This is a genomic window from Lactobacillus intestinalis (genome assembly GCF_024397795.1).
Lineage (GTDB): Bacteria > Bacillota > Bacilli > Lactobacillales > Lactobacillaceae > Lactobacillus > Lactobacillus intestinalis.
Map to the genome: position 1 here is coordinate 32,501 of NZ_CP072985.1, position 22,686 is coordinate 55,186.

Genomic DNA, 22,686 nt, shown 5'->3' on the forward strand with positions numbered 1-22,686 from the left:
CCTTTCATTTTTTAATGTAAACAAAAAGCACCCGTCCCAAAAGGACGAGTGCTTCGCGTTACCACCTTTAATTTGTTTATTGCTTGCGCAAATAAACCTCACTAACTACTATCATAGTTTGTGACAAATAACGGTTCACAACACCGTTGCCAGCTACATATCACTGACACTGATATCCAAGCCCATATTCGCTAACTTCATTTGCATTGTCTTTCACCACCTGACAACTCTCTGTAAGCAAATTCCATTAGTTACTCTGCTTTTCAAATTCTTTTAATTATTGATTAATAATATACTATGATGAAAAATGATTGTCAATGGTAAATAGAGGTTTATTAATTCTGTTGAGTTATTGTTCTAACTATTTTATAAACTACATTCTTTTTAATCGTTTGGGAGCAACGTAAGTTGGATAAGATAGGTCTTTTTTCTAAAGGAAAAGGTTATACTAAAAAAGATTTAATTGATGATGGTGTACCCATACTCTTGTATGGAGAATTATATACTCATTACTCTGAAAAAATTTTAAACACCGGACTTTACTCAAAGTTACTTTTGAATTCTATTTTTAGTACAGGAAACGAGGTTGTATTACCTGATTCAGGTGAAACGTCTATAGATATCGCCAGAGCTAGCTGGATAGCCAGTTCAGGAATAATATTAGCTGGTGGATTAATAATTATAAAACCTAATAAATATATATTTCCTGGTTTTTTAGCATATTTGCTCACATATGGTAAAAGTCATAAACTTTTAGCATCAAGAGCTCAAGGAAAATCAATAGTTCATATTCATGTAAATGATTTAAAAAATCTGAATATCTTATATCCCCAAAAATTAAAAGAACAGGAAAGAATTATTGCACTCTTGGAGAAAATAAATAAATGTATAGCCCTTCAGCAACGAAAATTGAATGATCTAAACAGCATGAAATCTGCTTTACTTCAAGATGTTTTTCCGAATACTCAAGGCATTAAAAAAATTAAGCTTTCTACACAAGAATGGAATTTGCAAAAAATAAGTTCTATTTTTAAAGAACGAAATCAAAGAAATAAAAATGGAATGCTTTTATCAGTATCCATTTCCAAAGGGGTATATCCTTTTTTAGAGAATGATAGAAAAGACAATTCATCTAATGATAAGAGCAATTACAAAGAAGTAAAAATAAATGATTTAGCTTATAATTCAATGCGCATGTGGCAAGGAGCTGTTGGTGTATCAAAATATAATGGAATTGTTAGTCCAGCATATACTGTTGTTACGCCAAAAAAAGAAGAAAATCCAAATTTTTATTACTATTATTTTAAAAATAAAAGAATGCTTTTTAATTTTAGACAGCATTCACAGGGATTAACATCAGACACATGGAACTTAAAATTTCCTTTATTCGAAAAAATTTTAATTCAAGTTCCATCTGATAAAGAGGAGGAACAAAGAATATCATCTTTATTCAAGCAAATTGATAAATCAATTGAGTTAAGTAAGATTCAAATTAAAAAGCTAACTAGTATCAAGCAATTCCTCCTCCAAAATATGTTTATCTAAAAACTCTTGCAAAAATATAATTTCCTTAAACAATTAAGTACGTGACTTAATATTTTAAGGAGGTTTTTCTATGTCACAAAAGAAATATAGCACCAAGTTATTTTACAAGTATTATCTTGATTGGATTCATATTTACAAAGACAATGCAGTTCGACAAGTCACTCTTGATAAGTATTACTTAGTTCAAAAACGCTTGAAAGAACTTGCACCAGATCTACATATGAATGAACTTAATCGTCGTAACTATCAACAAATTCTAAACTTGTACGCGCGTAATCATGAAAAGACTACAACTTTAGATTTCCACCATCATTTAAAGGCAAGTTTATTTGATGCAGTCGATGATGGCTTGTTAAAGAGTGATCCTACAAGGCGTGCAATTATTAAAGGATGTAGTCCTAGTGAAAAGAAAATAAAATATTTAAACTTGTTTGATTTACAAAAATTACTTAGATCATTAGATTTAAATTCTGAGCTTAATTGGGACTGGTTCTTTTTATTGATTGCAAAAACTGGTTTACGCTTCGCTGAAGCGTTAGCTTTAACTAAAGAAGACTTTGATTTCGGAAAGCAGAGAATAATTATTAATAAATCATGGAATTACAAAGAAAAAATAGGTCATTTTCAACCTACTAAGAATGAATCATCTAATCGTTCTGTTATGGTAGACTGGCAATTAATGCAGCAATTTCAATCCTTAATTCGTTCTAAAGAAGATAACCAATTGATATTCTTTGATAAGAATCAGCGAGTGTATAATTCTACGTTAAATCAAAAGTTAGCGACGTATTGTGAAAAGCTAGATATTCCGATCATCTCAATTCATGGCTTGCGTCATACACATGCTTCATTACTTTTGTATGAGGGAGTGTCTATAGCCAGCGTAGCTAAAAGATTGGGACATAGTAATACAACTACAACACAGGAAACATATATTCACATTATTCGTGAACTTGAAAATAAAGATAATGATAAAATTTTGCATCATTTATCACAATTAGGTTAAGCAAAAAGGACATCGGTTAGTGATGTCCTTTTGTAATTAGATGAACATGTTTTGGAGGAGGAATTGTTTAAGGCTCTCTAGTTTCTTTATTTTATTTTGCTGAAACGTAATTTGCTTTTCTATATGTGAAACTAGTGTACCAATTCTTGTCTGCTCAATTTTTTGAGGAATATGTATTATTGTGTTGCGTATATCAGCAGAGTTAATGGATTCAAAAGTTGATCCTGTAGAATATTTTTTCCAATATTTATCTATATTTAATTTATGAAACAAGAAAAATAGAAAATTATTTCCTTTTATTGCCGCAACTCCACGACCTAAAACAACATCATAATTAGTTCGTCCCACTTTTCCTACAGGAGCTCTTACACTAAGCAATATATCGCCTTTTTTAGCCAGTTTCGTAAGTTGAGTAGTCCAAACTCGTGGTTTTACCCAACCATTCTGAATATCAGCATTTCCTTGAACTAAAATATATTTAGTAGGTTTATCAGAATATGTTGATCCATCGGGAGACTGCCCCATAATTATTATTGCTTGATCTTTTAACTTACGTTGTTCCCAATTATCCGTAAATCCTTTAAAGCGTAATTGAGGGACACTTTTATTGGTAAATAAAGTTTGAAGCATAGCTCTTTTCAGTAACTTCAGCTGCTTTACTTTTCGTTGCTGAAGTGAAAGTAACGCATTAATTTTATTTAACAAATCGCCAATCTGTTTTTGTTCTTTAAAAGACGGAAATGTTTCTCTTAAAGTAATAAAATCTGTGTAACTTATACTTTTTCCATCTCGTACTCCGTAAGTGACTTTTTTTAACAACTGAATAAACTGATAACTTTTAAATTTTTCTTTCCAAAAAATGTCGTTAAATTTATTAGAATTTTGAAATGCGAAAACTTTATAAGCAGGAGAAGCAATTCCTTCAATATTAGAATAAGCAAAGCCACCTTGGAATGAACGAAGATGAATAACAAAATCTCCTGGTTCAATGTGTTTATAATTATTTAAGTTATCTATCTGATATTTTATGTCGCTTTTTAATGTGTTTCTGTATACCATTCCCATATCTTGTGTTGCAGATAGAACTGGTAAGTTTGTATATCCTTTATTTGATTTAGAAATAAATATTTCATTTCCTTTACGTTGCTCCCAATCATCAGTGAAGCCTTTAAAACGCAGTGCTGGTACTCTTTTATCGTCACTTTTAGTCACGAGTTTCTTCCTCCAATTCCTTAATAATGGCATTCAATCCATCCATTATATCGTCATCTTCAGATGTTAATTCTTTAAGCATCCCTACTAATTCTTTCTGATTCTTCTGAATTTCAATATTAGTTTCATGAAGATCAGCAGCTACCTTCTTCAAATTAACAGGTGGTTCTGGAACGAAAGTATCAACGTATCGAGGAATATTTAAATTAAAGTCATTTTCTTTAATTTCATCGAATGAAGCTACGTGAGCATAACGTTCAACGTCTTTACGCTCTTTATAAGTATTGATTATCTTATCAATATCTTCTTTTCTTAATTTGTTTTGATTCTTTCCTTTTTCAAATCCTTTTGATGCATCAATAAATAAAATATCCTTATTAGTTCTATTCTTCTTAAGCACTAATACAACAGTAGGAATTCCAGTTGAATAGAATAATCCAGCAGGCATACCAATAATTGCATCAATTTGATTCTTTTTAAGTAAAGCTTCACGAATTTTACCTTCTTTTGCTCCTCTAAAGAGGACACCATGAGGTAAAACAATGGCCATTGTTCCGTTTTGATCTAAATGATACAAGCCGTGCAATAAGAATGCGTAATCAGCCTTAGTCTTTGGAGCTAATCCATAGTCTTTAAAACGTGGATCCTTTAATTTACGATCACTATTGTCCCATCTTGCTGAATATGGTGGATTGGCAACCACTACATCAAAGAATCTTGGTCGATCTGTTCCCTGGGCATCTACTCCGTCCGGCCAATCTTGCTCTAAAGTATCTGCATTTTTCAAAGTCATTCGATCGTAAGGAACACCGTGCATCATAAGATTCATACGTGCCAGGTTATATGTAGTAGTGTTTAGCTCTTGACCATAGTACAGAATTTTATTCTTTACTTCATCTTTAAGAGTTAAAAGTAAAGATCCACTACCACAAGCAAAGTCATATACAGATGGTTTCTTATTCTCTTGATCTAATGACACAGTTGCAAGCTTTGCTAAAACTTCTGAAACTTCATGTGGAGTGTAGAATTCTCCAGCCTTTTTACCAGAATTTCCAGCAAATTTAGCAATCAAGTATTCATAGATATCACCTAAAATATCTTTACCATTTTCATCTATGTAATCTACTTGATCAACTAAATCTATAATCTGTGTTAATGCCTTCGCTCTAGACGCTGTAGTATTACCTAAGCGCGAGTTGTTTAAATTCATATCATCAAATACACCGGTGAAATCTTGAGTAGCTTTACTATTCAATCTCAAGTTATTATCAAAGCTCTCAAACATACTTTGAAATGTATCAGGTGTAATTGTATTGTTATTTACTTCATTGACAATCGTCTTCCACATATACTGGGGCTCAATTGCGTATCCTAACGAACCAGCAATGTCGTCTAAATAATCAGCAATATATTCTCCATCAGCCTCTTTTACATATTCTGCTGTTATCCCACTAATATCATCTGGATTTTCATCAAATACTTTATTATCAAATAAATACTTTTCTTGTCTTTCAGACAAATAACGGTAAAACATAAACCCTAAAATATAGTTTCTATATTCAGAAGCATCCATATTACCTCTTAATCGATTAGCCATTTCCCAGATTTGGCTTGTCACTTCTTTAGCTGTAGTCATTTATATATTTCTCCTAATATTTCTTAGTAATGTCGTCTGCAAATTCACTTAAAGTTTCTCTTAATCTTCTACGGTACTTAATCTTTGCTAATGCTCTAACTTTTTCATCCTCTGCATCAGTCTTATAAACTAAGGATGCCTCACGAATAATATTATCGAGTTCACCATCAATATTAAGATCATCTGCACCTTGAACATGATTATAAATAATATCGTTAACCTTTTGATTATCCTTAATATCAACTAATCCCCATTTGCGCTTATAGGTCAGAATTTCTTCACGCATCGAACAATTAGAATATTTTTCTAGGAATCCATCGATGTCATCCTGCTTAACAGGATAAGTAGACACTTCGAAACCATCTAAAATACTATCTGTAAATTGATTGATTTGTTCAGCCTTTTTGCGATCTTCCATTCGATCTGAAAGTTCTTTAATCTGCTTAGCAGTATTTCTTGCCTTTTCTTCTTGCTTTTCATGTTTTTGGTTCATTAATTCAGCTATTAATTGCTTGAGGTAGGTGTATGAAACCTGTACTTCTTTGACATGCTCCATACTTAAATCAATATCGTTAAAATCTGCACCAATACGTTTGGCAATTCTCTTCTTTAATTTAATGGCTAATGTTGTAGTCAGTATCTCTTCTTGTTTTTGGGATAATCCAATTTCATTCAAAAACTTTTCAGGTTGTTTCTCATTATAATGATCATCTTGCTTGGCCATTGCCATCAAATGGTTATACTGCTGCAAATCTTTTAACATTTGATCCTGAAGATTAGCCTCTATATTTTGTGGCACAGTCGTAAATTCATTAGTAGTACTACTGAGTCGATTTACTACTTTTTTTAGTTCCTTCTTCACATCTTTAAATTCAGGAGAAATAACATTTTTTGGAACCTTAGTATCCAGTACTTGCTGTTCATTAGCAGAATTTTTATCGCCATATTCAGCCAAAGCTTTTTTCATTAACTTTTCGCTTTGAACAGGCCAACGATAATTTACAATCCGACCAAATGGTTTAGTCTGCATATCATAAACACGATTAGTTCTAGAATATGCCTGAATTAAAGCAGAGCCTTGCAAAGTTCGATCTACATATAAAGTATTTAATTGCGGAGCATCAAATCCCGTCAGCAATTGGTCAACGACAATAACGAGATCAACGTAATTTCCATCATAAATAGTCCGATTTAATCTCGAAACTAATTGTTCTGTATATTCTTTTGCATCTTTAACACCAAAACTAGTTCCAAATTGCTTATTGTAGTCCTTGATTGCTTCTTCAAGAGACTTATTATTTTCCAGTTGATTGTCACCATTAGAATTATCCTGACTAAAAGTAATTCCAATCTTTAATGGCTTTTTGCGCAACTTATTCTGCTTCTTAAATTCTTTATAAAACATCATTGCCATTGGCGTTGAAGCTTTGTTACCACCAACGTGAGTAGTAAATAAGGCATTATATTCACTATTTCTTGAACGCTTGTCCCAATTATCCAAAACGTCTTTAACAACCAACTCGACATGCTTTTGATTGTTGTCATAAACGCTGGGTTCAATCATGTCGTCCATATCTTCTGGTTGTAGGTTTTCAATTCGATCTTGAATTTGTTTTTCACTGTATTTAGGATATCTTGCCTTAAAATATGCTGGCAAATATTGCTCTTTTAATACTTCATCAGACAATGTTGTTTCAAAATCAACTTTGAATCCTAAAACATTTCCATCCCTAATAGCGTCCACAATAGTATAGGCATGTATTAAATTACCAAAAATATCTCTTGTAGTAGGAGCTTTATCAAAATTAGGCGTACCAGTATAACCTACCCAAGCAGATCTAGTAAAAGTAGTCTTGATACTTTGAAGCATATTCCCAGCTGTTGAGCGATGGGCTTCATCGACAATAAACAAAATATTCTTCTTGGCAATGTCATTAATCCCCTTCTTGTCTTTAACCAAAGCGGCCATTTTTTGAATAGACGTTACTATAATTCCATTCCCTTTAGATTTTATCTTTTTAGATAATACCCATCGGTTTGCTGCATCAGTAACCACACCCCCGTTACCATTTTCACCTTTTTCAGGATCATAAGCGCTATATTCATCAACTGTCTGATTAGTCAGAGCAACTCGATCTACCAAGAAGATAACCTTGTCTATATTTGGCAATCTTGAAGCAAGCCAAGCCGTCTTAAAGGACGAAATAGTTTTACCTGACCCAGTTGCATGCCAGATATAACCAATTTCTTGGTCGTTAATATCAAAATCATGTTGCCGAACTTTATCAATTATTGAGCTAGCTGCATAAACTTGATATGGTCGCATAACCTTAATCATTTGTTTTCTTGGCGTACCATCTAAAATCATATAGTTTGTAGCCATTTTATGGGCCATTGGTATTGACAACATACTAGAGGTAAATTCTTGCCAATCTAATACTGGAGTATTATCTTCCCTACGCTGCCATTGAAAGGCAAAAGTCTTATTGAACATTTCATCTGTAGTTCTTGCCATATATTTTGCATCATGTGGTGTCATACCTACTAAGATTTGTAAGGGAGAAAAGATGTCTCCATATTGTTGTTCATGAATATAGCGATGCATTTGATTCAACGCTTCATCAACATCATGATAATCTGCTTTTTCTTCAATTTGGATTATTGGTAAACCATTAATTAATAAGGTTGTATCAAAGCGTCGTTTTGGATAACCAGGAATTACTGCATCTCTTTCAATTTGGTTAACAACTTGATACCTTGTATTACCGGCACCGATTTGAGCTTGATCAAAAACTGTTAAATAAATATGTTTTCCAGAATCTAAATCAACTTCAACTTGTGACACACCATTAAGGCCATATAAAAATTGACCAGCTTCATATGGATTTTTTAAAGTAGTAATAATTCGTTTTACCTGTGAAAATTCATCCTTAGATAAAGGTTTATCTAATTTATCACGATTATTTTCTTCTAGGATAGTTTTAAAATTGCTCCAAAGTTGGTCTGTAGTCTTTATTGTAGCTTCATATTTCCATTGCTTAACTCCACCAAGAGTCTCTAATTTATGAATTAATTCATTTTCAAATTTTAACTCTGCTTTTTCAATAGCCATCATTTTCTCCTATATTTATTGTTGTTGCAAAACGAAAATTATATAAATCAACATAACAAAACATAAAATTTGACGCAAGCCAATAATGTATCTTCTAACACAAAACCCCTAATTCCAATTACAGAATCAGGGGTTTTATAATAGCTGTGGAATAGCTAATTATTCCTTATCCATCAACGGTTTCACAACAGTTTCATGCTAGATTAAATCAAAAAGATGAGGGTTAACAACAATTCTAAATTCTTGAGCTTTTTCATCGGCCATGCAACTTTGAACTAGTGGAATGTATGAACGTTGTTGTTCAGTAATTTCATTCTTAGGTGCATCAATTGCTTTAAAGACTTCATCTACAATCTTATCTCTATCAAGGTGAGCAGCCTTTGCCATATCGTCAAAGCTTACTACAACACCATCTTGCAAAACATCTGCATCAGAAGAATCTTGGTATTCCTTAACCAAATATTCCAAAATAGCCTTAACTTCTGGGCTAACCTTACCTAACTTATAAAAATCAATTTCATAATCGTCAGTATCCATAACAAATTTCCTCTTTTCTATTAAAAAAGCATCTCTACTCACGTAGAAATGCTCATATATTAGTATTCAATTGGTTTGTATCCATGGTTGATGGCATCAGCTTTAAGACTTGGCACATCATCAGAGTTTTCATCAGAAGTTTGATCATTATCATCTTCATAAATTCGAACTGGAGATACTCCACGATCTTCTTCTGTAGTTTCTGTTTCTTCAGCGTCTTTTTGCAAATATTTCTTAACAAGAACTCCTGCAGCAATACCTGTAGTAACTGCACCGACAAACATCATAATTTTCTTCATAATAATACACCTCGTCTTTAAATCTACACTTTTATTATACTTCTTCTTGAGCCCTATAACTAGAAGAAAGACCTTTTCCTAAGATTATTTTAGAAATTATGTAAAAAATTATTCAATCACAAGTTGAAGAAAACTTGCCTAATGCTAATGTCGAAATTCATGCAGTGCCAACTAAAAATGTTCAAATTGATCTTGCTAAAGGTAATTTTGACATGAACTACACCTGTACTAAAGTACCGAGTTTCTGGGAACACTAAGTAGGGTTTAGGATTTAAACCTGATGAACGGAGTTATGATGTGGCAGCTGAAATTTTTAAAGATTTGAAAATTAAGCCAGTTGACCTTTTGACCAATAATCCTGATAAAATTGATCAGCTTCAAGACTCTGGCATTCAAATTCACCAGCGCATCTCTTTAGAAATTGAGCCTAATGAATTTGATCTCTATTATTTACAAACCAAGAAAAATAAATTCCATCATCTATTAAATTTGAACGAGGCAGAATAATGACAGAATATAGAGGTAATTTTACAAATGTACATGGCAAAATCGCGATTGTGATTGCCAAATTTAACCACTTAGTCACCAAGAATTTGGTCAGTGGCGCTCAAGAAACTCTTCATCAATTTGGAATTAGGGATCAACTACCCTAGAATAAATTCTAGGGTTTGCAGCTCTCATCTATTTTTACTAGATAGCGGTTATAGCGTCTTGCGACTTCCGCCTCCGAGGCTGCATCGTCGGGCAGTTGACGATGCCCGTTTACCTGCCAAGTTTACTCGGCAGATCTTATTTTAGTAAATTTAGGTCTTTTGACACCCTGGTAATACTGGTCTCCTAAAAACTGGATATTCATGGCCGCTAAGCGATCGTCATTAGATTTGTAGCCGCACTCATCACAAATGTAGAGGTGCAACTCATGGTTGCGGTTCTCCTTACGGATTCTTCCGCACTTAGGACAGCGCTGGCTGGTAAATCTGGGAGAAACTTTAACAACAGTTGAAGAATTCAAATTAGCTTTGTAAGCTAAAAACTGCTCAAACTGGTAAAAAGTCCAAGAAACCATTTCATAGCGACGCTTTTTGGCAGCTTTCTCAGTCGCAAAGCGGACATTGGTTAAGTCTTCTAAAGCAAAGATAGTATTGGGACCGTAATGATCAACGAGTGTCTTGGTAAGGCGATGATTAACATCGCTTATAAAACGGTTCTCTCGCTGACCGATCTTTTTAAGTCTTCGCTTGGCAGACTTAGTGTCTTTGGCTTGAAGCTGAGCACGGAGTTTCTTATATTTGCGCCTGGTGCGCAATACTTTTTGTCCGCTGCAAAGCAGAGTCTGGCCCTGTTCGTCATAGCAGGCAGCCAAAAAGCGCAGACCGCGATCAATCCCAACGATATGCTGGGTCTGCTTTAATTCATATTCAGGAAGGGACATCGTCGCACTAAGGTGGACATACCAATTATTTTTGAACTGAAGCAGCTTAATTGAGCCAAACTTCCAACGGCTAGCATCAAGATACTGGTCGAAATTTTTGCAGACAAAATTAACTTTCTTTCTCCCCATTAAGGTATTCAAAGAAAGCTGGCTGCTTGTATTTAAATAAGACCAGTCGCGATTGCGCTGAAGATCAAGCTGAAGACGCTTAAACTTAACTGGACGCCAAAGCCAAGTGAGATCACGCGGAATCTGCGACCAGATAGCATGGCCCTGCGCATCTTTTTCCCCAGTATTATAGCGAAACGGTGTTTGCTTCAATTGGGTTTTGATGGTTTTATAGCGAGCAACAACATTTCTGATAACCGATTGAGCCATTTGACTTTTGAGCCCAAACAAGTCTCTCAAATCATGATAAAGGGCTTGATTTAGCTGAGAAAATCGAAACTCAAAATCATGGTCAAAAACATACTGTGAAACGAAGTTGCAGGCATCTCTGTATGCAGTCATGGTTTTTATAAAAGCGTGTGTAGTTTGATCATCAATATTAAGGAGCTTGGCTTTAATCGTTACTGCCTGATCCAAATTATCTACCTCCAAACAAGCGTTTGAAAATGATTATATCATAGAAATTAGAGGAGAAAAAGACAAAATATAAAAAGGCTGAAAGTGTAATTCCTCCCCGGATTAAAATCCAGGGTATCCTTGCTTAATCAGCCTAGGAGAAATCAATGAAGATATTGATATCTATTGGGTTCCCGGAGCTTTTGAAATCGGTTTTACTGCGCAGAAGCTTTTAAATAGCAATCAATATGCCGGCATCAGGAGCCTAGGTGCTGTCATTAAGGGTGAAACTGATCATTACAATATGATCATTCAAAATATCACAAGTGCTTTAATGCAGATGAATTTGGAAGCCAAGATTCCAATTACTTTTGGTATTTTAACTACGGACAATATTGATCAAGCCCTTCAACGCTCGGGTTTAAAAGTCGGCAACGAAGGCTCCTCTACTGCACAAAGTCTCTTGGAGATGATCTCACTGAACGATCAATTAAATTAAGGCATTAAAAAACTAGCTTGGTATTCCAGGCTAGTTTTTTGGTTTACTTATTATTCCTCTCTTGCTTGTCTTTGGCCCAATCAAAATGATCAGCTAAACTACAACCATCAGGTCCACACACCATATTGTTGTCGGTACCAATTGAAGTTAAAGAAGTTAACTTCTTCTTTTCATCTTTTTGCTTAGTCTTCTCCATCTTTATCCTCCTCATTTGAAATCTTCTTTAATGCATTAACTATTACTTCATATGGTTGAGCGCCGTTGATTGCGTATTTGTCATTAATTACAAAGAACGGGACGCCTTGAACACCAAGCTGAACTGCCTCCATTTCATCCTTTTTAACAGCATCTTCAAACTTATCACTATTCAAAACTGCTTCAACTTCGTCTTCCTTTAAGCCAATTTCAGTCGCATTCTTTTTCAAAACTTCATGATCAGCAATTGACTTACCATCAACAAAGTAAAGTTGATAAAGACGGTTGATCAACTTATTAGCAAGCTCATCACTCTTAGTATAAGCAAACTTAATCAAACGATGTGCATCCATACTATTTACGTGCTTAACATCAGCTAAATTCATTTCCAGGCCACTTTGATGAGCCATTTCTTCAATTTGCTTCATTCTTGGAGTCACAACTTTTGTAGCTGATTCAGGGGCTACCGTTGGTGCCGTGGGATCAAGCTGATAAGCTAAGAACTTAAGTGGAACTTTGTCTTCTAAGTTAAGATCCTTAATAGCTTTTTTCATGTTATGTGAACCAATATAGCAAAACGGACATGCGATATCTGACCAATATTTAATTTGCATTTTGAGGCACTTCCTTCTAAATTTATGTATTTAACTAACTATTAGTAAGTATATAAGAACGGTTTCAGAATTGCAACTATTTTGCTCAAAAAATAACCCTCAGACATTTTTCGTGAGGGTTACTATTCTTTATAACATCTTGTGCTTTTTCATTCTTTGTTCAAAAATGCCGTTTACTAAATCGGTCATTTCTTGCTTTTGACTATCAGTGGGCTCACCATCTTCAAAAGCCTTGTACAGATCTGGATGTTCGCGAGCAATTAATTTGCATGTGCCGTCAGTAGCATGCTTTCTAAAAATTGCCGGAATTTTCTTCAAATACTCTGGTTTAACTAACGCAATGATTTTTTCATTAGCTGCCATCTCAACGACCTCCCCTTCAAATTTACAAACTATTAGCTACAATTTTACTTTTTCAACTAAACAATACTCTGAATCACTTTATTATTGTTAACCAATAAGACGACTTCATTAAAGATGACCGCGACATCCCTAGGATATAGCAATACCTCCACAGTTCACAGTCTAAGTCAATCTAATAGTCGTGACCCCATCTATAAAAATCACAAGTCTATCCTACAAAGTTAGTTTAGACTTGTGATTTTTTTGGATCTTTTATCGGTAATTAAAACTTGCCCCTAAAATTAATGCTGGATGTAATCAGCATACTGCTTTTCAATTTTTTGTTCAGTTTCTGGAGCTGTACTAATATGATACTGAAACGCTTCTTTTAATTCAGCTTTATCGTGATTTAAAATTGCTTTCATTATTTGCTCATGTTCAGCAGTTGATTTCTCCCAATTACTTTCATCTACTTTTAAGCTTAAGGCAGTTAATCTATAAAAGTAGATATTGATTCTCGTTAACCAATTCCATAAAAAATTATGATGAGTATCCATATAAAATTGTTTGTGAAATTGATCATTAAAATGTAAAAAAGTAGTTAAATCACGATCGATAGCGGCCTGGCGTTGCTCTTCAATAGTTTGATTTATTCGAAAGATTTCTAAGCGAGAATAATCTTGATCACAGGCTTCTTGTAAAACTTTATTTTCCATACTGTTTCTTACTAAAATCGAATCAAAAACTCGATCTAAATTAATTTTAGAAATATAGGTTCCTGACTGAGGAACTACATATATTAATTCTTCTTGGCGAAGACGTAAAAGCGCATCACGAACAGGAGTACGACCTATTTTTATAACATTTTCAATTCCCTTTTCTGAAATTCTTTGACCAGGTTCAAATTCAAGTGAAATAATTTTATTCAATATTTTTTCATAGGCTTGTTCTGTTAAATTTTGTTGCATATAAACTCTTTCCTATTACCTTGTTACACATACAATTATAACCTTTTTCCAATAGCAATTATAGTATTTACACGACTAGAAATGATGATTTTAAGAAACTAAAGTGTATATTATACAATTTGTTATTCTATTATGTCAACTTTTACTCATAATTTACTAGAACTATCTTTTCTAACAATTAATTAGTAATTATAATTCATAACTTTAACGTTCTTTTAAAAAGAAGTAGTTTTTATCAAATAATGAAATTACAAGTTCAATAGTCCTATTAATCCCTTCCATTTCAACCTATTTTTAGTAAGCCTAATAATATTTTTATAAAAATCGTAAATTGCAATAATAACTTGGACACTTTATGCTGCTTGATAGATGTTGTCTAATTCTTTTTCAAAAATTTCATCTGTAGTGTGATATGCCAATTGCTTTCTAGGTAAAGTGTTCATCCAAGTTTCAATGTCAATAACTTCTTGAAGTGAATAGCTTTCAATACGCTCACCTTTAGGAACGAAGCGGCGAATTAGTCCGTTATGTGTTTCAATACTTCCTTTATCACAAGAAGTATGAGGATGAGCATAATAGGCTAGAGTCTTAGAAACTTTCTCAAGATTAGAAAGGTCCGCAAATTCTGATCCATTGTCAGTAGTAATTGTTTTGAAGATATCATTCCAGTGCTCTTAGTAGTTTTCATGCAGATCCTTAAAAGGCTGCATAACACTAGCAGAGGTCTTATCTGGAATACGAATGATTAAAAACTCACGGCTCATTCTTTCGCAGAGAGTCAATAATACTTCATCATCTTTTGTCTTATGACCTAATACTAAATCACATTCCCAGTCTCCAAAGCGGGGTCTCTGGTAAATTTCTTTAGGACGCTCTTCAATACTTCGTCCAAGTTTCTTTTTGTTCCGGCGAACATGCTTGGCCTTGGTATTGCGTTTAAGCTTCTCAGGTAAATCAGCGTTTCTAATGCCAATTAATCCTTGGTCTACGTAATTATAAAGCGTTCTTGTGCAGGCCACTTCCTGACTAGAGAACAAGCCTTTGGAAGTAGCACGGCCCCAGCAAGCATCTAAAGACCAGTGATAGCTGTGAAAGTGCTCTGCTACATAATCAATAAATACTTTGGTTTCTAAGAATTTGAGCTTACGACTAGAATTAAGCCTGTGTTTTCGATAAGCTTCTTAACGAACTTCTGCTTTATAGCGTTTAACTGACCCATGATAAAGAATTACAGTGCCACGTTTAATTTCGTTTGAAATAGTTTGCGGTGAACAACTTAATTCACGTGCGATATAGCGCATAGATTTATTATCTTTACGACGAATCTGAATCAAAACACGTTCTTCATAACTTAAATGTTTTCCACGAGAATGTTTAATCATGGAAGAATTATTAGAAAGGTTCATTTGAATACCTCATTTTCTAGAAGTTTTTGTGGTTATTAACATTCTATCAAACAAGGTTCAATGACCTTTTTTTATTTAAGCCGAAATGTCCAACTTCATTTTACAATCGGTGTTTTTATAAAAATAAATATTTTAGTGTGATTGAAAACTGCCAGTAACCACTAATCATCAAGAATGATAAAATTGAAGTAGAAGTTTATTCAGATTCATCAAAAAGAAGGTACCTATTATGACCAAAATTGCAGTTATTGGTGTCGGCCACATGGGGAGTGCCATTATTAAAGGCTTAGTCAAATCTTCCCCAGACAATGTCATTATCGGTGAAAATCCTACTAATCCCCGAGTTAATGACCTTGCCCAACAGCTCGGCTTTGACTTAATCGACAACTTATTAGATTTAAACAGTCTCAAGCCCGATATCGTAATTTTAACTACACCGGCGCCCCTTACTCTACAAGTTGCAAAAGGACTAGATCTTGATAAAAAGACGATCATCATTTCGGCAGCTGCTGGAGTTTCCTACGAGGACTTACATACTACTTTACCTAATAATCCGGTTGCTCGTATGATTCCAAATATTCCCGTATCAATTAATTCTGGAACCATTGGATTATTTTTACCTAAAAATATGGAAAGTGATATTAAAGTAGAAATCGAAGACTTTTTAGCCCAATTAGGCGATATAATCACAGTAAAAGAAAATCAACTTAGCATTGTAGGTACGATTGCTGGATGTGGGCCAGCATTTGTAGATGTGTTTCTAGATGCTTTAGGAGATGCAGGGGTTTTAAATGGCCTTTCAAGATCAGTTGCTAATAAATTAGCTGCCAGTATGGTTAAAGGTTCTTCAAGTCTAGCTTACGATAGCCCACTTGCGCCAGCTCAATTACGTGATCAAGTATGTTCACCTGGTGGCACTACTATTAAAGGTGTTGTTGACTTAGAGAAAAATGGTTTCCGTTACTCTGTAATTAGTGCAATTAATAAAGCTAACAAAAATTAATTATAAAAATAAGACTATAGTTCAAATGAGCTATAGTCTTATTTAGATAAAATATTTACATTTTTTCAAAAACTGAAGTAAAACTCCTGGCAATTTGTAAAGGTCTGGTAATTGCGCCTCCTACTACAATTCCTGTTGGATTAATTTCAATCATTTTCTTCAATTGTTCTGGGCTATGAATCTTACCTTCTGCAATTACAGGCATCCCTGCATCAACCAAACTCTTAACCAAATCATAGTCTGGATGATCAGATTTAGGGCTTTCTTCAGTATAACCCGATAACGTCGTCCCCACAAAATCTACGCCTGCATCATATGCATTTTTTGCTTCTTCAAAGTTAGAAGTATCCGCCATTAATAAACGATCAGGATATTTAGTCTTAATCTCATCAATGAATTCTGCTACTGTTTTTCCATCATGACGTGGACGAAGAGTACAATCAAGAGCAACCACTTCCACATTGGTTTTCATTAATTCATCTACTTCTTTCATAGTAGGAGTAATATAAGGCTTTTCAGGAGGATAATCTCTTTTAATAATTCCAATCATGGGCAAATCTACTACCTCTTTGATTTGCTTAATATCTCGAATGGAGTTCGCCCGAATGCCGACGGCACCACCTTCTTGAGCTGCCTTTGCCATAAGTGGCATAACTCCTCCTTCTTTTGTATAAAGAGGTTCACCAGGAAGTGCTTGACATGAAATAATCAAACCACCATGTACCTTTTCAATAAATTCTTCCTTTTTCATTTTTATTCCTTCTTAGTTAATTACTCATTAGGTCCTTCAGGAAAGTTAGTTCCCAATAACCAATTAAAGGCTGTACTATCAACATAATAGAACATTGCTTCATGTTCATATTCTGGTAGCAAAATATGTTTTTTCTCGGTTTCGATTCTATTATAGATCGCATATTGAGTTGCTGGAAAACAGACTTTATCTTCAAGACCTGTAAACATTAAAACTGGACAACGAATTAAATGAGCAAAATTCTTAACGTCGATATAAGATAAAGTTTTTAACAATTTAGCTTCTGTTTTATGAAACGGATCATAGAACTTGAAATATCTAAACAATTCATCATATGGAAGCCCCATATCTCCCATTTCTAACACATACTTAAAGTCAGACAAAAATGGATATTGAGTTGCACACCGTCTAATTCGATGGTTAAGCGCGGCACCTATTAAGGAAAGAGCTCCTCCTTGAGACCCACCCCAGGTGTAAAGATGTAAGTTATCAACCCGCTCCATATCAGCTACTACTTCAATTAAGGAATATACGTCTAAATAGATATCTTTGTAAAAAAGGTGATCCTTTCCTTCAACAGCACCTCTAATAATATGGCCTAGGACAGTATTTCCTTTGTAAATTCCATTGTCAACTGATTCTCCTTGCTGTCCACGCACATCCATGGCAACCACTCCAACTCCTAAAGGAATATACTTTAGAAAGCTAGTCCAATCTAGTGCTTGACCCATGTAGCCATGAAAATAAAATACAACTGGGACATTTTTTTGATGATGAGGGAAAATACATTTAGCATGAACTATCCCATCATTAGTGCCCCTAAAATACAGATCAAAGAAATCTGTATTTTTCACACCAAAATGTCGAGGTTTGATTTCATAAGGAATCGATTCAGGAAGAGACGCTATTTGCCTATTCCAAAATTCATCAAAATCACTTGGTGGATTATCTTTTCCCATGTAAGTTTCCATCTTTTTCAAAAAATTTGCGTGTTCCATCTTTCTCACCTTATTCTTTAAGCATCTGCATTTTCAACTTCTTCAGCATCAACTGTAGGATTATAAGCATCTTTAATAGTTTTAGCAGTTAAACCAGTTACATCATGACCATATTGTGGAGTCATTAATCCAACAATCCAACTTACCAAAAATGCAAGAATAAACGATACACATGGTTGAACTAAAGTTGCTACACCCTGAGTTTGGAGGTAGTAAGTCACTGCAGCACTAATAATGACACCAACTACTACACTAAATCTATTAGCAGATCTAGTAAAAATACCAACAGCAAAGATACCGGCGATTGGAACACCGAACAAACCAGTAACTGATAAGAAGAGGTTCCAAGTTTGTGCAGCATTACCAAGCAAAAGATAGATAGCAACACTTAAACTGATTAAACCTGAGACAACAATCACAATTCTAGCTAAGGCCACGTCGCTTAAGTTCTTGAATTTATTGTTAAAGAATCTTTGCTTGAAGTCCGTAATAGCACAAGATGAAATGGCGTTCAAACTTGAAGCAATAGTTGATTGTGCAGCCGCAAAAATCCCTGCAATGATCAATCCGGCAAGTCCAGCTGGAATTTCTTTAATTACGAAATATGGCACAATAGCACTTGTGTTGAAATCACCAGGTAAAGCTGCCTTTGAATGGTAGAAACAAAATAGAAGTGTTCCCATTCCAAAGAACAAAGGAATAGTAATTAATGCAAGCCATCCATTAGTCCAAAGAGACTTAGCGGTAGCTTTCATGCTTGGGGTAGTTTGATAACGTTGAACTACATCTTGACTACCAGTGTATTGATACATACTGTTAAAGAATTGTCCCGCGAAAATAATTGGAATAAATTTAGGTAAATCAGCAGGATTCCAATCTGCATTAGAGAAAAATTTGTGGCTAGAAACTGCAATGTGAGCAACGGACCCAAAGCCACCAGTTTTAAATATTGCCATTCCACAAATTAACAATGCACTTCCTAAAAGAAGGAAACCTTGAATAACATCTGTCCAAATAACCCCTTCGATACCACCAAGAAAGGCATAGATGATACACATTGCACCAACTAAAACTGCTATTAGTATTGGATTGATATTAGATACCGATGTAATTGCTAAAATTGGAAGGTAAATAACAATTGCCACACGCCCAATGTGGTATAGCATAAAAAGCCCACTACCTAAGGCACGCATTACGGGACCGAATCTTTTTTCTAGATATTGATAAGCCGTAGTTACTTGCAATTTTCTAAAGAAAGGCACGTAATATCTAATCAAAATAGGAATAATCAAAAAGATAGTAAAGCTACCTACGGAATAGCCCCAGTCCGTTAAGAAAGACTGCTCCGGCGTTGACATAAAAGTGATCGCACTTAATGTAGTAGCCCAAATACTGAACCCAGCTGCCCAGGCAGGTATCCGTCCATTTGCCTTAAAGAATGAATCTGTACTTTTACTTGCACTTTTAGTGAAATAGGCACCTACGCCTAACATTGCAACTAGGTACGCCAGCAGGACGACCCAATTCCAAAAACCAAACCCTGTTTTAGTCATTTTTTTCTCCTCTTCACTTTTTTATTCATTATCAATAGATACGGCATCCTTTGCAGCGACTTTTTTATTACTCTTCAAGATAAAGAGTTTCAAAATCAGAGGTGCTACTAATGTCGTAATTACAGTTACTAAAATCATTGCTGTATAGTGATTTTGATCAATTAAATGTGAACTTAAGGCTACATTGGCTACAACTAATGCCATTTCTCCTCTAGAGACCATACCAGCTCCAACCACATTTGATTCTGTCCAACTTAGATGAAACATTTTTGCAGCAAGTCCACAACCAATTTGCTTTCCTAAAATTGCCGTAATAATCAAAAGAATGATAAAGACAATGTCGTTTTGCATCCCTTTGAAACTAATTTGTAAACCAATACTTACAAAGAAAACCGGAATAAAAACTGCATAACCAATAGGCTCAATTTTATCTTCCAAATGATCTTCAAAATCAGTTTCTGAAATTGCTAATCCAGCAAAATATGCTCCTAAGACATCACTCATTCCCATCATCACAGCCAAAGCAGCAGTTCCAAAACAAAGAATCATGGCTCCAGCGGTATCACTTTCAGTAGCATTTAAATCTTGGAAAATACTCAGAAATTTAGGAACGATAAATTTTCCAATTAAAAGTACAATTACAAAGAACAAGAACATCTTTAAAACCATCAACCAAATTGATTCATGCTGGGATGTTCCATAAATGCTACTGGCAATCCCAAGTAAAATCACACAGATAATATCGTCTGCCACGGCTGCTCCACAGATAATTGCACCTGCACGAGTATTTAATCGATGCATCTCTTTCAGAACTTGAATAGTAATGCTGACTGAAGTTGCACTCAATACAAGACCCATAAAGACGGACGCTTTAACTGAAAAATTGAATAAATTGTGACATAGAAGAAAAGCTGTTCCTGTAGGCACAATTACACCCAATGTTGCAACTGTTAAAGCCGGTGCCCAATATTTAATAAGTAACTTCAAGTCTCCTTCAAGCCCTGCAATAAACATCAAAACAATTACACCAAGTTCAGAAAAATAATTAATAAAAGTTGTTGGGTGAATCCAATTTAACATCGCTGGTCCAATTACGATTCCCACTAATAATTCACCAATTACACTTGGCATCTTTAGTTTCACAGAATAGTGAGCAGCAATTTTAGTAAGTAGCAAAATCACAAACAGTTCTGCCAGGTAAGTCATTTAAATCACCTACCGTTTATTGATCACACTATTAACTAGCTCAACCTCATGCTTGATTTGTTCATCTGGAATCCCATATTCTAGGAAAATAGGAATATTGTCTGAAAGGCTTAAAACCATCGGTTGCCAATCAGTATCGCCTTCTCCAAGCATGACTGTTTCTTTATCTTTAATGTCCTTTAAATGATAGTTTGTAATCTGATTTTTTAATTTTTTGAAGGCAACAGATGGATTTTCATCCACCCAATACCAATTACCAGCATCATAGGTATAACCAATATTTTTGCTATTTTTAATGGCTTCCAAGCCTTCTTCTACTTTTTCTAGTCTTCCAGAATCGTTAGATAAGTTCTCCAGAGTTAGCTCTATTCCAGCATCAGCCAATTTTTGATCTAACGCAGCAATTTCCTTGGGATCTACATTTTTTACATCGCCAATGAAATATTTGAGATACTTCAAGTCATGTTTTTTAGCCATTTCGATGTTGCTATCAATGCTAGAATTAATCTTGCCTTTGTTAAATAATTCCTCAGGTACTGAATAATAGAGGCCCCAGCCATTGTTTTGACACGCTTTTTTAATATTTTCTATTTCTTGATCTTTAGTTTTCTCATCAAAAAATTCACCACGAACTTGAATATTATCAATTTCATTTTCAAGCCCATCTAAAATTTTCAAGCTTTCCAATTGGCTCATGCCATTGTTCAAATGATCGAGAAATACTGCAGTGTTAATTGAAACTTTCATGTCTGCCTCTTTTCTGTCTATCAAAGGACAAAAAAACCGCACTTAATATGTGCGGCATTATGTCTCACATAGGTACGGTTGAATTTTCATTAACTATTACACTTTTTATAATACACTAATTTCTTATTTATGCAAGCGCTTTCTAAAATTAGTCAAAAAACTTCTCAATCGCGCCATATAATTGGGCCTTATTACCAAGGGATGCCATCTTGATTTTGGTTTTACATAAGTTAGGTGGCAAAATTTTCTTTAACTGTTTTTCAAGCAGTTCTTTTAAATAGTCACCCTGTTTTGATACCGCTCCTCCAATGATCAAAACTTCAGGATCAAATAGTAAAAGAATATTGCTTAATCCTTCAGCTACTTCTAAACTCCAATCTGCAATGATCTTCTTTTCTTGAGAACTTCCTGTCTTTGCCCGTTTAAAGCCTTCAATAGGATCAATGCCTAAAGGTGCTAATTTAGCTTGTAAACTAAGAGTAGACGCTCTTTGTTCAAAATTAGTTTTGGTTTTGACATCATACAATGTCCAACCAATATTATTTGCAGTCCCATGCGCACCGCTGAACATTTTGCCAGCTTCATAATAAGCTCCACCAATTCCAGTTCCTAGAGCCACACAATAAATCGAAGTATAACCTTTTGCGTTTCCGGCTAACTTTTCACCAAGTAAAGCAGCATCGACATCATTTACAACATTCGTATGCAAATTAAAGTCTTTTTCGAGCTCGGCTTTAATTGGAGTGCCCCTATAATCTAAAATTGTTGGACCCGCATAAGCAATTTCTCCATTTTTTCCAACAATACCAGCAGTGCTAACGCCGATACCTATCAAATGATATTCATTCTTAAACTGAGATGTCACTTTCTTTAGCATTTTTAGAATGTGGCCATCTTTATTCTTTTCCGTAGCTACTTTTCCAGTATGAGAAATATTTAAATTTTTATCTACTAATCCATACTTAATCGTCGTTCCACCAACATCAAAAGCTAAATAATAGTCTGTCATATTTTCACGCTTTCTGTCCATTAGTTTTATATTATCAAGCGCTTACATAATA

The 22,686-nt window shown here is 34.5% G+C and carries 21 protein-coding genes, 3 pseudogenes and 1 other annotated feature; of the genes and pseudogenes, 7 read left to right on the plus strand and 17 right to left on the minus strand.

The features are described from left to right. Nucleotides 1-37: 37 nt before the first annotated feature. Nucleotides 38-277: a binding site (T-box leader), on the minus strand. Between the two features lie 110 nt (nucleotides 278-387). Then, nucleotides 388-1,545 carry a restriction endonuclease subunit S gene (locus tag KBW87_RS08265; RefSeq protein ID WP_255807361.1) on the plus strand — a complete coding sequence of 386 codons (1,158 nt, stop codon included), beginning with the start codon at nucleotides 388-390 and terminating at the stop codon, nucleotides 1,543-1,545. 70 nt (nucleotides 1,546-1,615) lie between these two features. Then, a complete protein-coding gene (locus KBW87_RS08270; protein ID WP_057810295.1) occupies nucleotides 1,616-2,551 on the plus strand; it encodes a site-specific integrase in 936 nt (311 codons plus the stop codon). Between the two features lie 36 nt (nucleotides 2,552-2,587). Here KBW87_RS08270 and KBW87_RS08275 read toward each other — a convergent pair whose 3' ends face one another. From KBW87_RS08275 to KBW87_RS08295, 5 genes are all read right to left on the minus strand, one after another. After that, the gene (locus tag KBW87_RS08275) at nucleotides 2,588-3,763 is read right to left on the minus strand and encodes a restriction endonuclease subunit S (RefSeq protein WP_057810293.1); all 1,176 of its coding nucleotides are present in this window, start codon (nucleotides 3,761-3,763) and stop codon (nucleotides 2,588-2,590) included. Further along, nucleotides 3,756-5,399, minus strand: coding sequence for a type I restriction-modification system subunit M (locus tag KBW87_RS08280; RefSeq protein WP_057810291.1), 1,644 nt, complete (start codon nucleotides 5,397-5,399; stop codon nucleotides 3,756-3,758). The genes KBW87_RS08275 and KBW87_RS08280 overlap by 8 nt, the downstream gene beginning before the upstream one ends. Before the next feature lie 13 nt (nucleotides 5,400-5,412). Beyond that, the gene (locus KBW87_RS08285; protein WP_057810289.1) at nucleotides 5,413-8,511 is read right to left on the minus strand and encodes a type I restriction endonuclease subunit R; all 3,099 of its coding nucleotides are present in this window, start codon (nucleotides 8,509-8,511) and stop codon (nucleotides 5,413-5,415) included. A 198-nt stretch (nucleotides 8,512-8,709) separates the two neighbouring features. Next, on the minus strand, nucleotides 8,710-9,048 hold the full coding sequence (locus KBW87_RS08290; RefSeq protein WP_057810287.1) for a hypothetical protein: 339 nt from the start codon (nucleotides 9,046-9,048) through the stop codon (nucleotides 8,710-8,712). A gap of 59 nt (nucleotides 9,049-9,107) precedes the next feature. Beyond that, nucleotides 9,108-9,347, minus strand: coding sequence for a hypothetical protein (locus KBW87_RS08295; protein ID WP_057810285.1), 240 nt, complete (start codon nucleotides 9,345-9,347; stop codon nucleotides 9,108-9,110). A 134-nt stretch (nucleotides 9,348-9,481) separates the two neighbouring features. On the opposite strand from KBW87_RS08295, the gene KBW87_RS08300 reads away from it, so the two are divergent. The 3 genes and pseudogenes from KBW87_RS08300 (at nucleotide 9,482) to KBW87_RS08310 (ending at nucleotide 10,000) form a co-directional block, all read left to right on the plus strand. After that, nucleotides 9,482-9,604 (plus strand): hypothetical protein, encoded by a 123-nt coding sequence (locus KBW87_RS08300; RefSeq protein ID WP_255807317.1) that lies wholly within the window; start codon nucleotides 9,482-9,484, stop codon nucleotides 9,602-9,604. Between the two features lie 7 nt (nucleotides 9,605-9,611). Further along, nucleotides 9,612-9,854 (plus strand): annotated as a pseudogene (locus KBW87_RS08305) (GTP cyclohydrolase II); the annotation flags it as partial. After that, nucleotides 9,854-10,000: a 6,7-dimethyl-8-ribityllumazine synthase gene (locus KBW87_RS08310; protein WP_236695262.1), complete on the plus strand. Its 147-nt coding sequence runs from the start codon at nucleotides 9,854-9,856 to the stop codon at nucleotides 9,998-10,000. The pseudogene KBW87_RS08305 and the gene KBW87_RS08310, both read left to right, overlap by 1 nt. A gap of 122 nt (nucleotides 10,001-10,122) precedes the next feature. Here KBW87_RS08310 and KBW87_RS08315 read toward each other — a convergent pair whose 3' ends face one another. Further along, complete coding sequence (locus tag KBW87_RS08315) at nucleotides 10,123-11,364, minus strand: RNA-guided endonuclease TnpB family protein (protein WP_255807318.1); 1,242 nt, start codon at nucleotides 11,362-11,364, stop codon at nucleotides 10,123-10,125. Nucleotides 11,365-11,488: 124 nt separating this feature from the next. Here KBW87_RS08315 and ribH point away from each other — a divergent pair. Beyond that, nucleotides 11,489-11,842 (plus strand): annotated as a pseudogene (gene ribH / locus KBW87_RS08320) (6,7-dimethyl-8-ribityllumazine synthase); the annotation flags it as partial. A gap of 43 nt (nucleotides 11,843-11,885) precedes the next feature. Here the strand turns inward: ribH and KBW87_RS08325 are convergent. From KBW87_RS08325 to KBW87_RS08345, 5 genes and pseudogenes are all read right to left on the minus strand, one after another. Beyond that, a complete protein-coding gene (locus tag KBW87_RS08325; protein WP_170207454.1) occupies nucleotides 11,886-12,038 on the minus strand; it encodes a hypothetical protein in 153 nt (50 codons plus the stop codon). Beyond that, nucleotides 12,025-12,651, minus strand: coding sequence for a DsbA family oxidoreductase (locus KBW87_RS08330; protein ID WP_057808628.1), 627 nt, complete (start codon nucleotides 12,649-12,651; stop codon nucleotides 12,025-12,027). The genes KBW87_RS08325 and KBW87_RS08330 overlap by 14 nt, the downstream gene beginning before the upstream one ends. 129 nt (nucleotides 12,652-12,780) lie before the next feature. After that, nucleotides 12,781-13,014 (minus strand): hypothetical protein, encoded by a 234-nt coding sequence (locus KBW87_RS08335; protein ID WP_057808631.1) that lies wholly within the window; start codon nucleotides 13,012-13,014, stop codon nucleotides 12,781-12,783. Between the two features lie 281 nt (nucleotides 13,015-13,295). Beyond that, complete coding sequence (locus KBW87_RS08340) at nucleotides 13,296-13,961, minus strand: GntR family transcriptional regulator (RefSeq protein ID WP_057808633.1); 666 nt, start codon at nucleotides 13,959-13,961, stop codon at nucleotides 13,296-13,298. A gap of 353 nt (nucleotides 13,962-14,314) precedes the next feature. Beyond that, nucleotides 14,315-15,367: pseudogene (locus KBW87_RS08345) on the minus strand (IS30 family transposase). Between the two features lie 229 nt (nucleotides 15,368-15,596). Between KBW87_RS08345 and proC the strand changes: the two are divergent. After that, a complete protein-coding gene (proC, locus tag KBW87_RS08350; RefSeq protein WP_057808635.1) occupies nucleotides 15,597-16,370 on the plus strand; it encodes a pyrroline-5-carboxylate reductase in 774 nt (257 codons plus the stop codon). A gap of 55 nt (nucleotides 16,371-16,425) precedes the next feature. Here the strand turns inward: proC and KBW87_RS08355 are convergent, their stop codons facing one another. The 6 genes from KBW87_RS08355 to KBW87_RS08380 form a co-directional block, all read right to left on the minus strand. After that, on the minus strand, nucleotides 16,426-17,121 hold the full coding sequence (locus tag KBW87_RS08355) for an N-acetylmannosamine-6-phosphate 2-epimerase (RefSeq protein WP_057808637.1): 696 nt from the start codon (nucleotides 17,119-17,121) through the stop codon (nucleotides 16,426-16,428). Nucleotides 17,122-17,141: 20 nt separating this feature from the next. After that, nucleotides 17,142-18,119: an alpha/beta fold hydrolase gene (locus tag KBW87_RS08360; protein WP_057808640.1), complete on the minus strand. Its 978-nt coding sequence runs from the start codon at nucleotides 18,117-18,119 to the stop codon at nucleotides 17,142-17,144. 17 nt (nucleotides 18,120-18,136) lie between these two features. Further along, entirely contained in the window at nucleotides 18,137-19,672 is a 1,536-nt protein-coding gene (locus KBW87_RS08365) for a sodium:solute symporter family protein (RefSeq protein WP_057808642.1), read from the minus strand. Between the two features lie 21 nt (nucleotides 19,673-19,693). After that, nucleotides 19,694-20,878, minus strand: coding sequence for a cation:proton antiporter (locus KBW87_RS08370; protein ID WP_057808644.1), 1,185 nt, complete (start codon nucleotides 20,876-20,878; stop codon nucleotides 19,694-19,696). A 9-nt stretch (nucleotides 20,879-20,887) separates the two neighbouring features. After that, on the minus strand, nucleotides 20,888-21,625 hold the full coding sequence (locus KBW87_RS08375) for a sugar phosphate isomerase/epimerase family protein (protein WP_057808645.1): 738 nt from the start codon (nucleotides 21,623-21,625) through the stop codon (nucleotides 20,888-20,890). 148 nt (nucleotides 21,626-21,773) lie between these two features. Next, nucleotides 21,774-22,634: an ROK family protein gene (locus tag KBW87_RS08380; RefSeq protein ID WP_057808647.1), complete on the minus strand. Its 861-nt coding sequence runs from the start codon at nucleotides 22,632-22,634 to the stop codon at nucleotides 21,774-21,776. Nucleotides 22,635-22,686: the final 52 nt, after the last annotated feature.

What these genes read in the sequence shown, in the direction of transcription:
- KBW87_RS08270 (WP_057810295.1), top strand. Translation starts at nt 1,616, where the DNA reads ATGTCACAAAAGAAATATAGCACCAAGTTATTTTACAAGTATTATCTT.
- KBW87_RS08280 (WP_057810291.1), bottom strand. Translation starts at nt 5,399, where the DNA reads ATGACTACAGCTAAAGAAGTGACAAGCCAAATCTGGGAAATGGCTAAT.
- KBW87_RS08285 (WP_057810289.1), bottom strand. Translation starts at nt 8,511, where the DNA reads ATGGCTATTGAAAAAGCAGAGTTAAAATTTGAAAATGAATTAATTCAT.
- KBW87_RS08290 (WP_057810287.1), bottom strand. Translation starts at nt 9,048, where the DNA reads ATGGATACTGACGATTATGAAATTGATTTTTATAAGTTAGGTAAGGTT.
- KBW87_RS08295 (WP_057810285.1), bottom strand. Translation starts at nt 9,347, where the DNA reads ATGAAGAAAATTATGATGTTTGTCGGTGCAGTTACTACAGGTATTGCT.
- KBW87_RS08310 (WP_236695262.1), top strand. Translation starts at nt 9,854, where the DNA reads ATGACAGAATATAGAGGTAATTTTACAAATGTACATGGCAAAATCGCG.
- KBW87_RS08325 (WP_170207454.1), bottom strand. Translation starts at nt 12,038, where the DNA reads ATGGAGAAGACTAAGCAAAAAGATGAAAAGAAGAAGTTAACTTCTTTA.
- KBW87_RS08330 (WP_057808628.1), bottom strand. Translation starts at nt 12,651, where the DNA reads ATGCAAATTAAATATTGGTCAGATATCGCATGTCCGTTTTGCTATATT.
- KBW87_RS08335 (WP_057808631.1), bottom strand. Translation starts at nt 13,014, where the DNA reads ATGGCAGCTAATGAAAAAATCATTGCGTTAGTTAAACCAGAGTATTTG.
- KBW87_RS08340 (WP_057808633.1), bottom strand. Translation starts at nt 13,961, where the DNA reads ATGCAACAAAATTTAACAGAACAAGCCTATGAAAAAATATTGAATAAA.
- proC (WP_057808635.1), top strand. Translation starts at nt 15,597, where the DNA reads ATGACCAAAATTGCAGTTATTGGTGTCGGCCACATGGGGAGTGCCATT.
- KBW87_RS08355 (WP_057808637.1), bottom strand. Translation starts at nt 17,121, where the DNA reads ATGAAAAAGGAAGAATTTATTGAAAAGGTACATGGTGGTTTGATTATT.
- KBW87_RS08360 (WP_057808640.1), bottom strand. Translation starts at nt 18,119, where the DNA reads ATGGAACACGCAAATTTTTTGAAAAAGATGGAAACTTACATGGGAAAA.
- KBW87_RS08365 (WP_057808642.1), bottom strand. Translation starts at nt 19,672, where the DNA reads ATGACTAAAACAGGGTTTGGTTTTTGGAATTGGGTCGTCCTGCTGGCG.
- KBW87_RS08370 (WP_057808644.1), bottom strand. Translation starts at nt 20,878, where the DNA reads ATGACTTACCTGGCAGAACTGTTTGTGATTTTGCTACTTACTAAAATT.
- KBW87_RS08375 (WP_057808645.1), bottom strand. Translation starts at nt 21,625, where the DNA reads ATGAAAGTTTCAATTAACACTGCAGTATTTCTCGATCATTTGAACAAT.
- KBW87_RS08380 (WP_057808647.1), bottom strand. Translation starts at nt 22,634, where the DNA reads ATGACAGACTATTATTTAGCTTTTGATGTTGGTGGAACGACGATTAAG.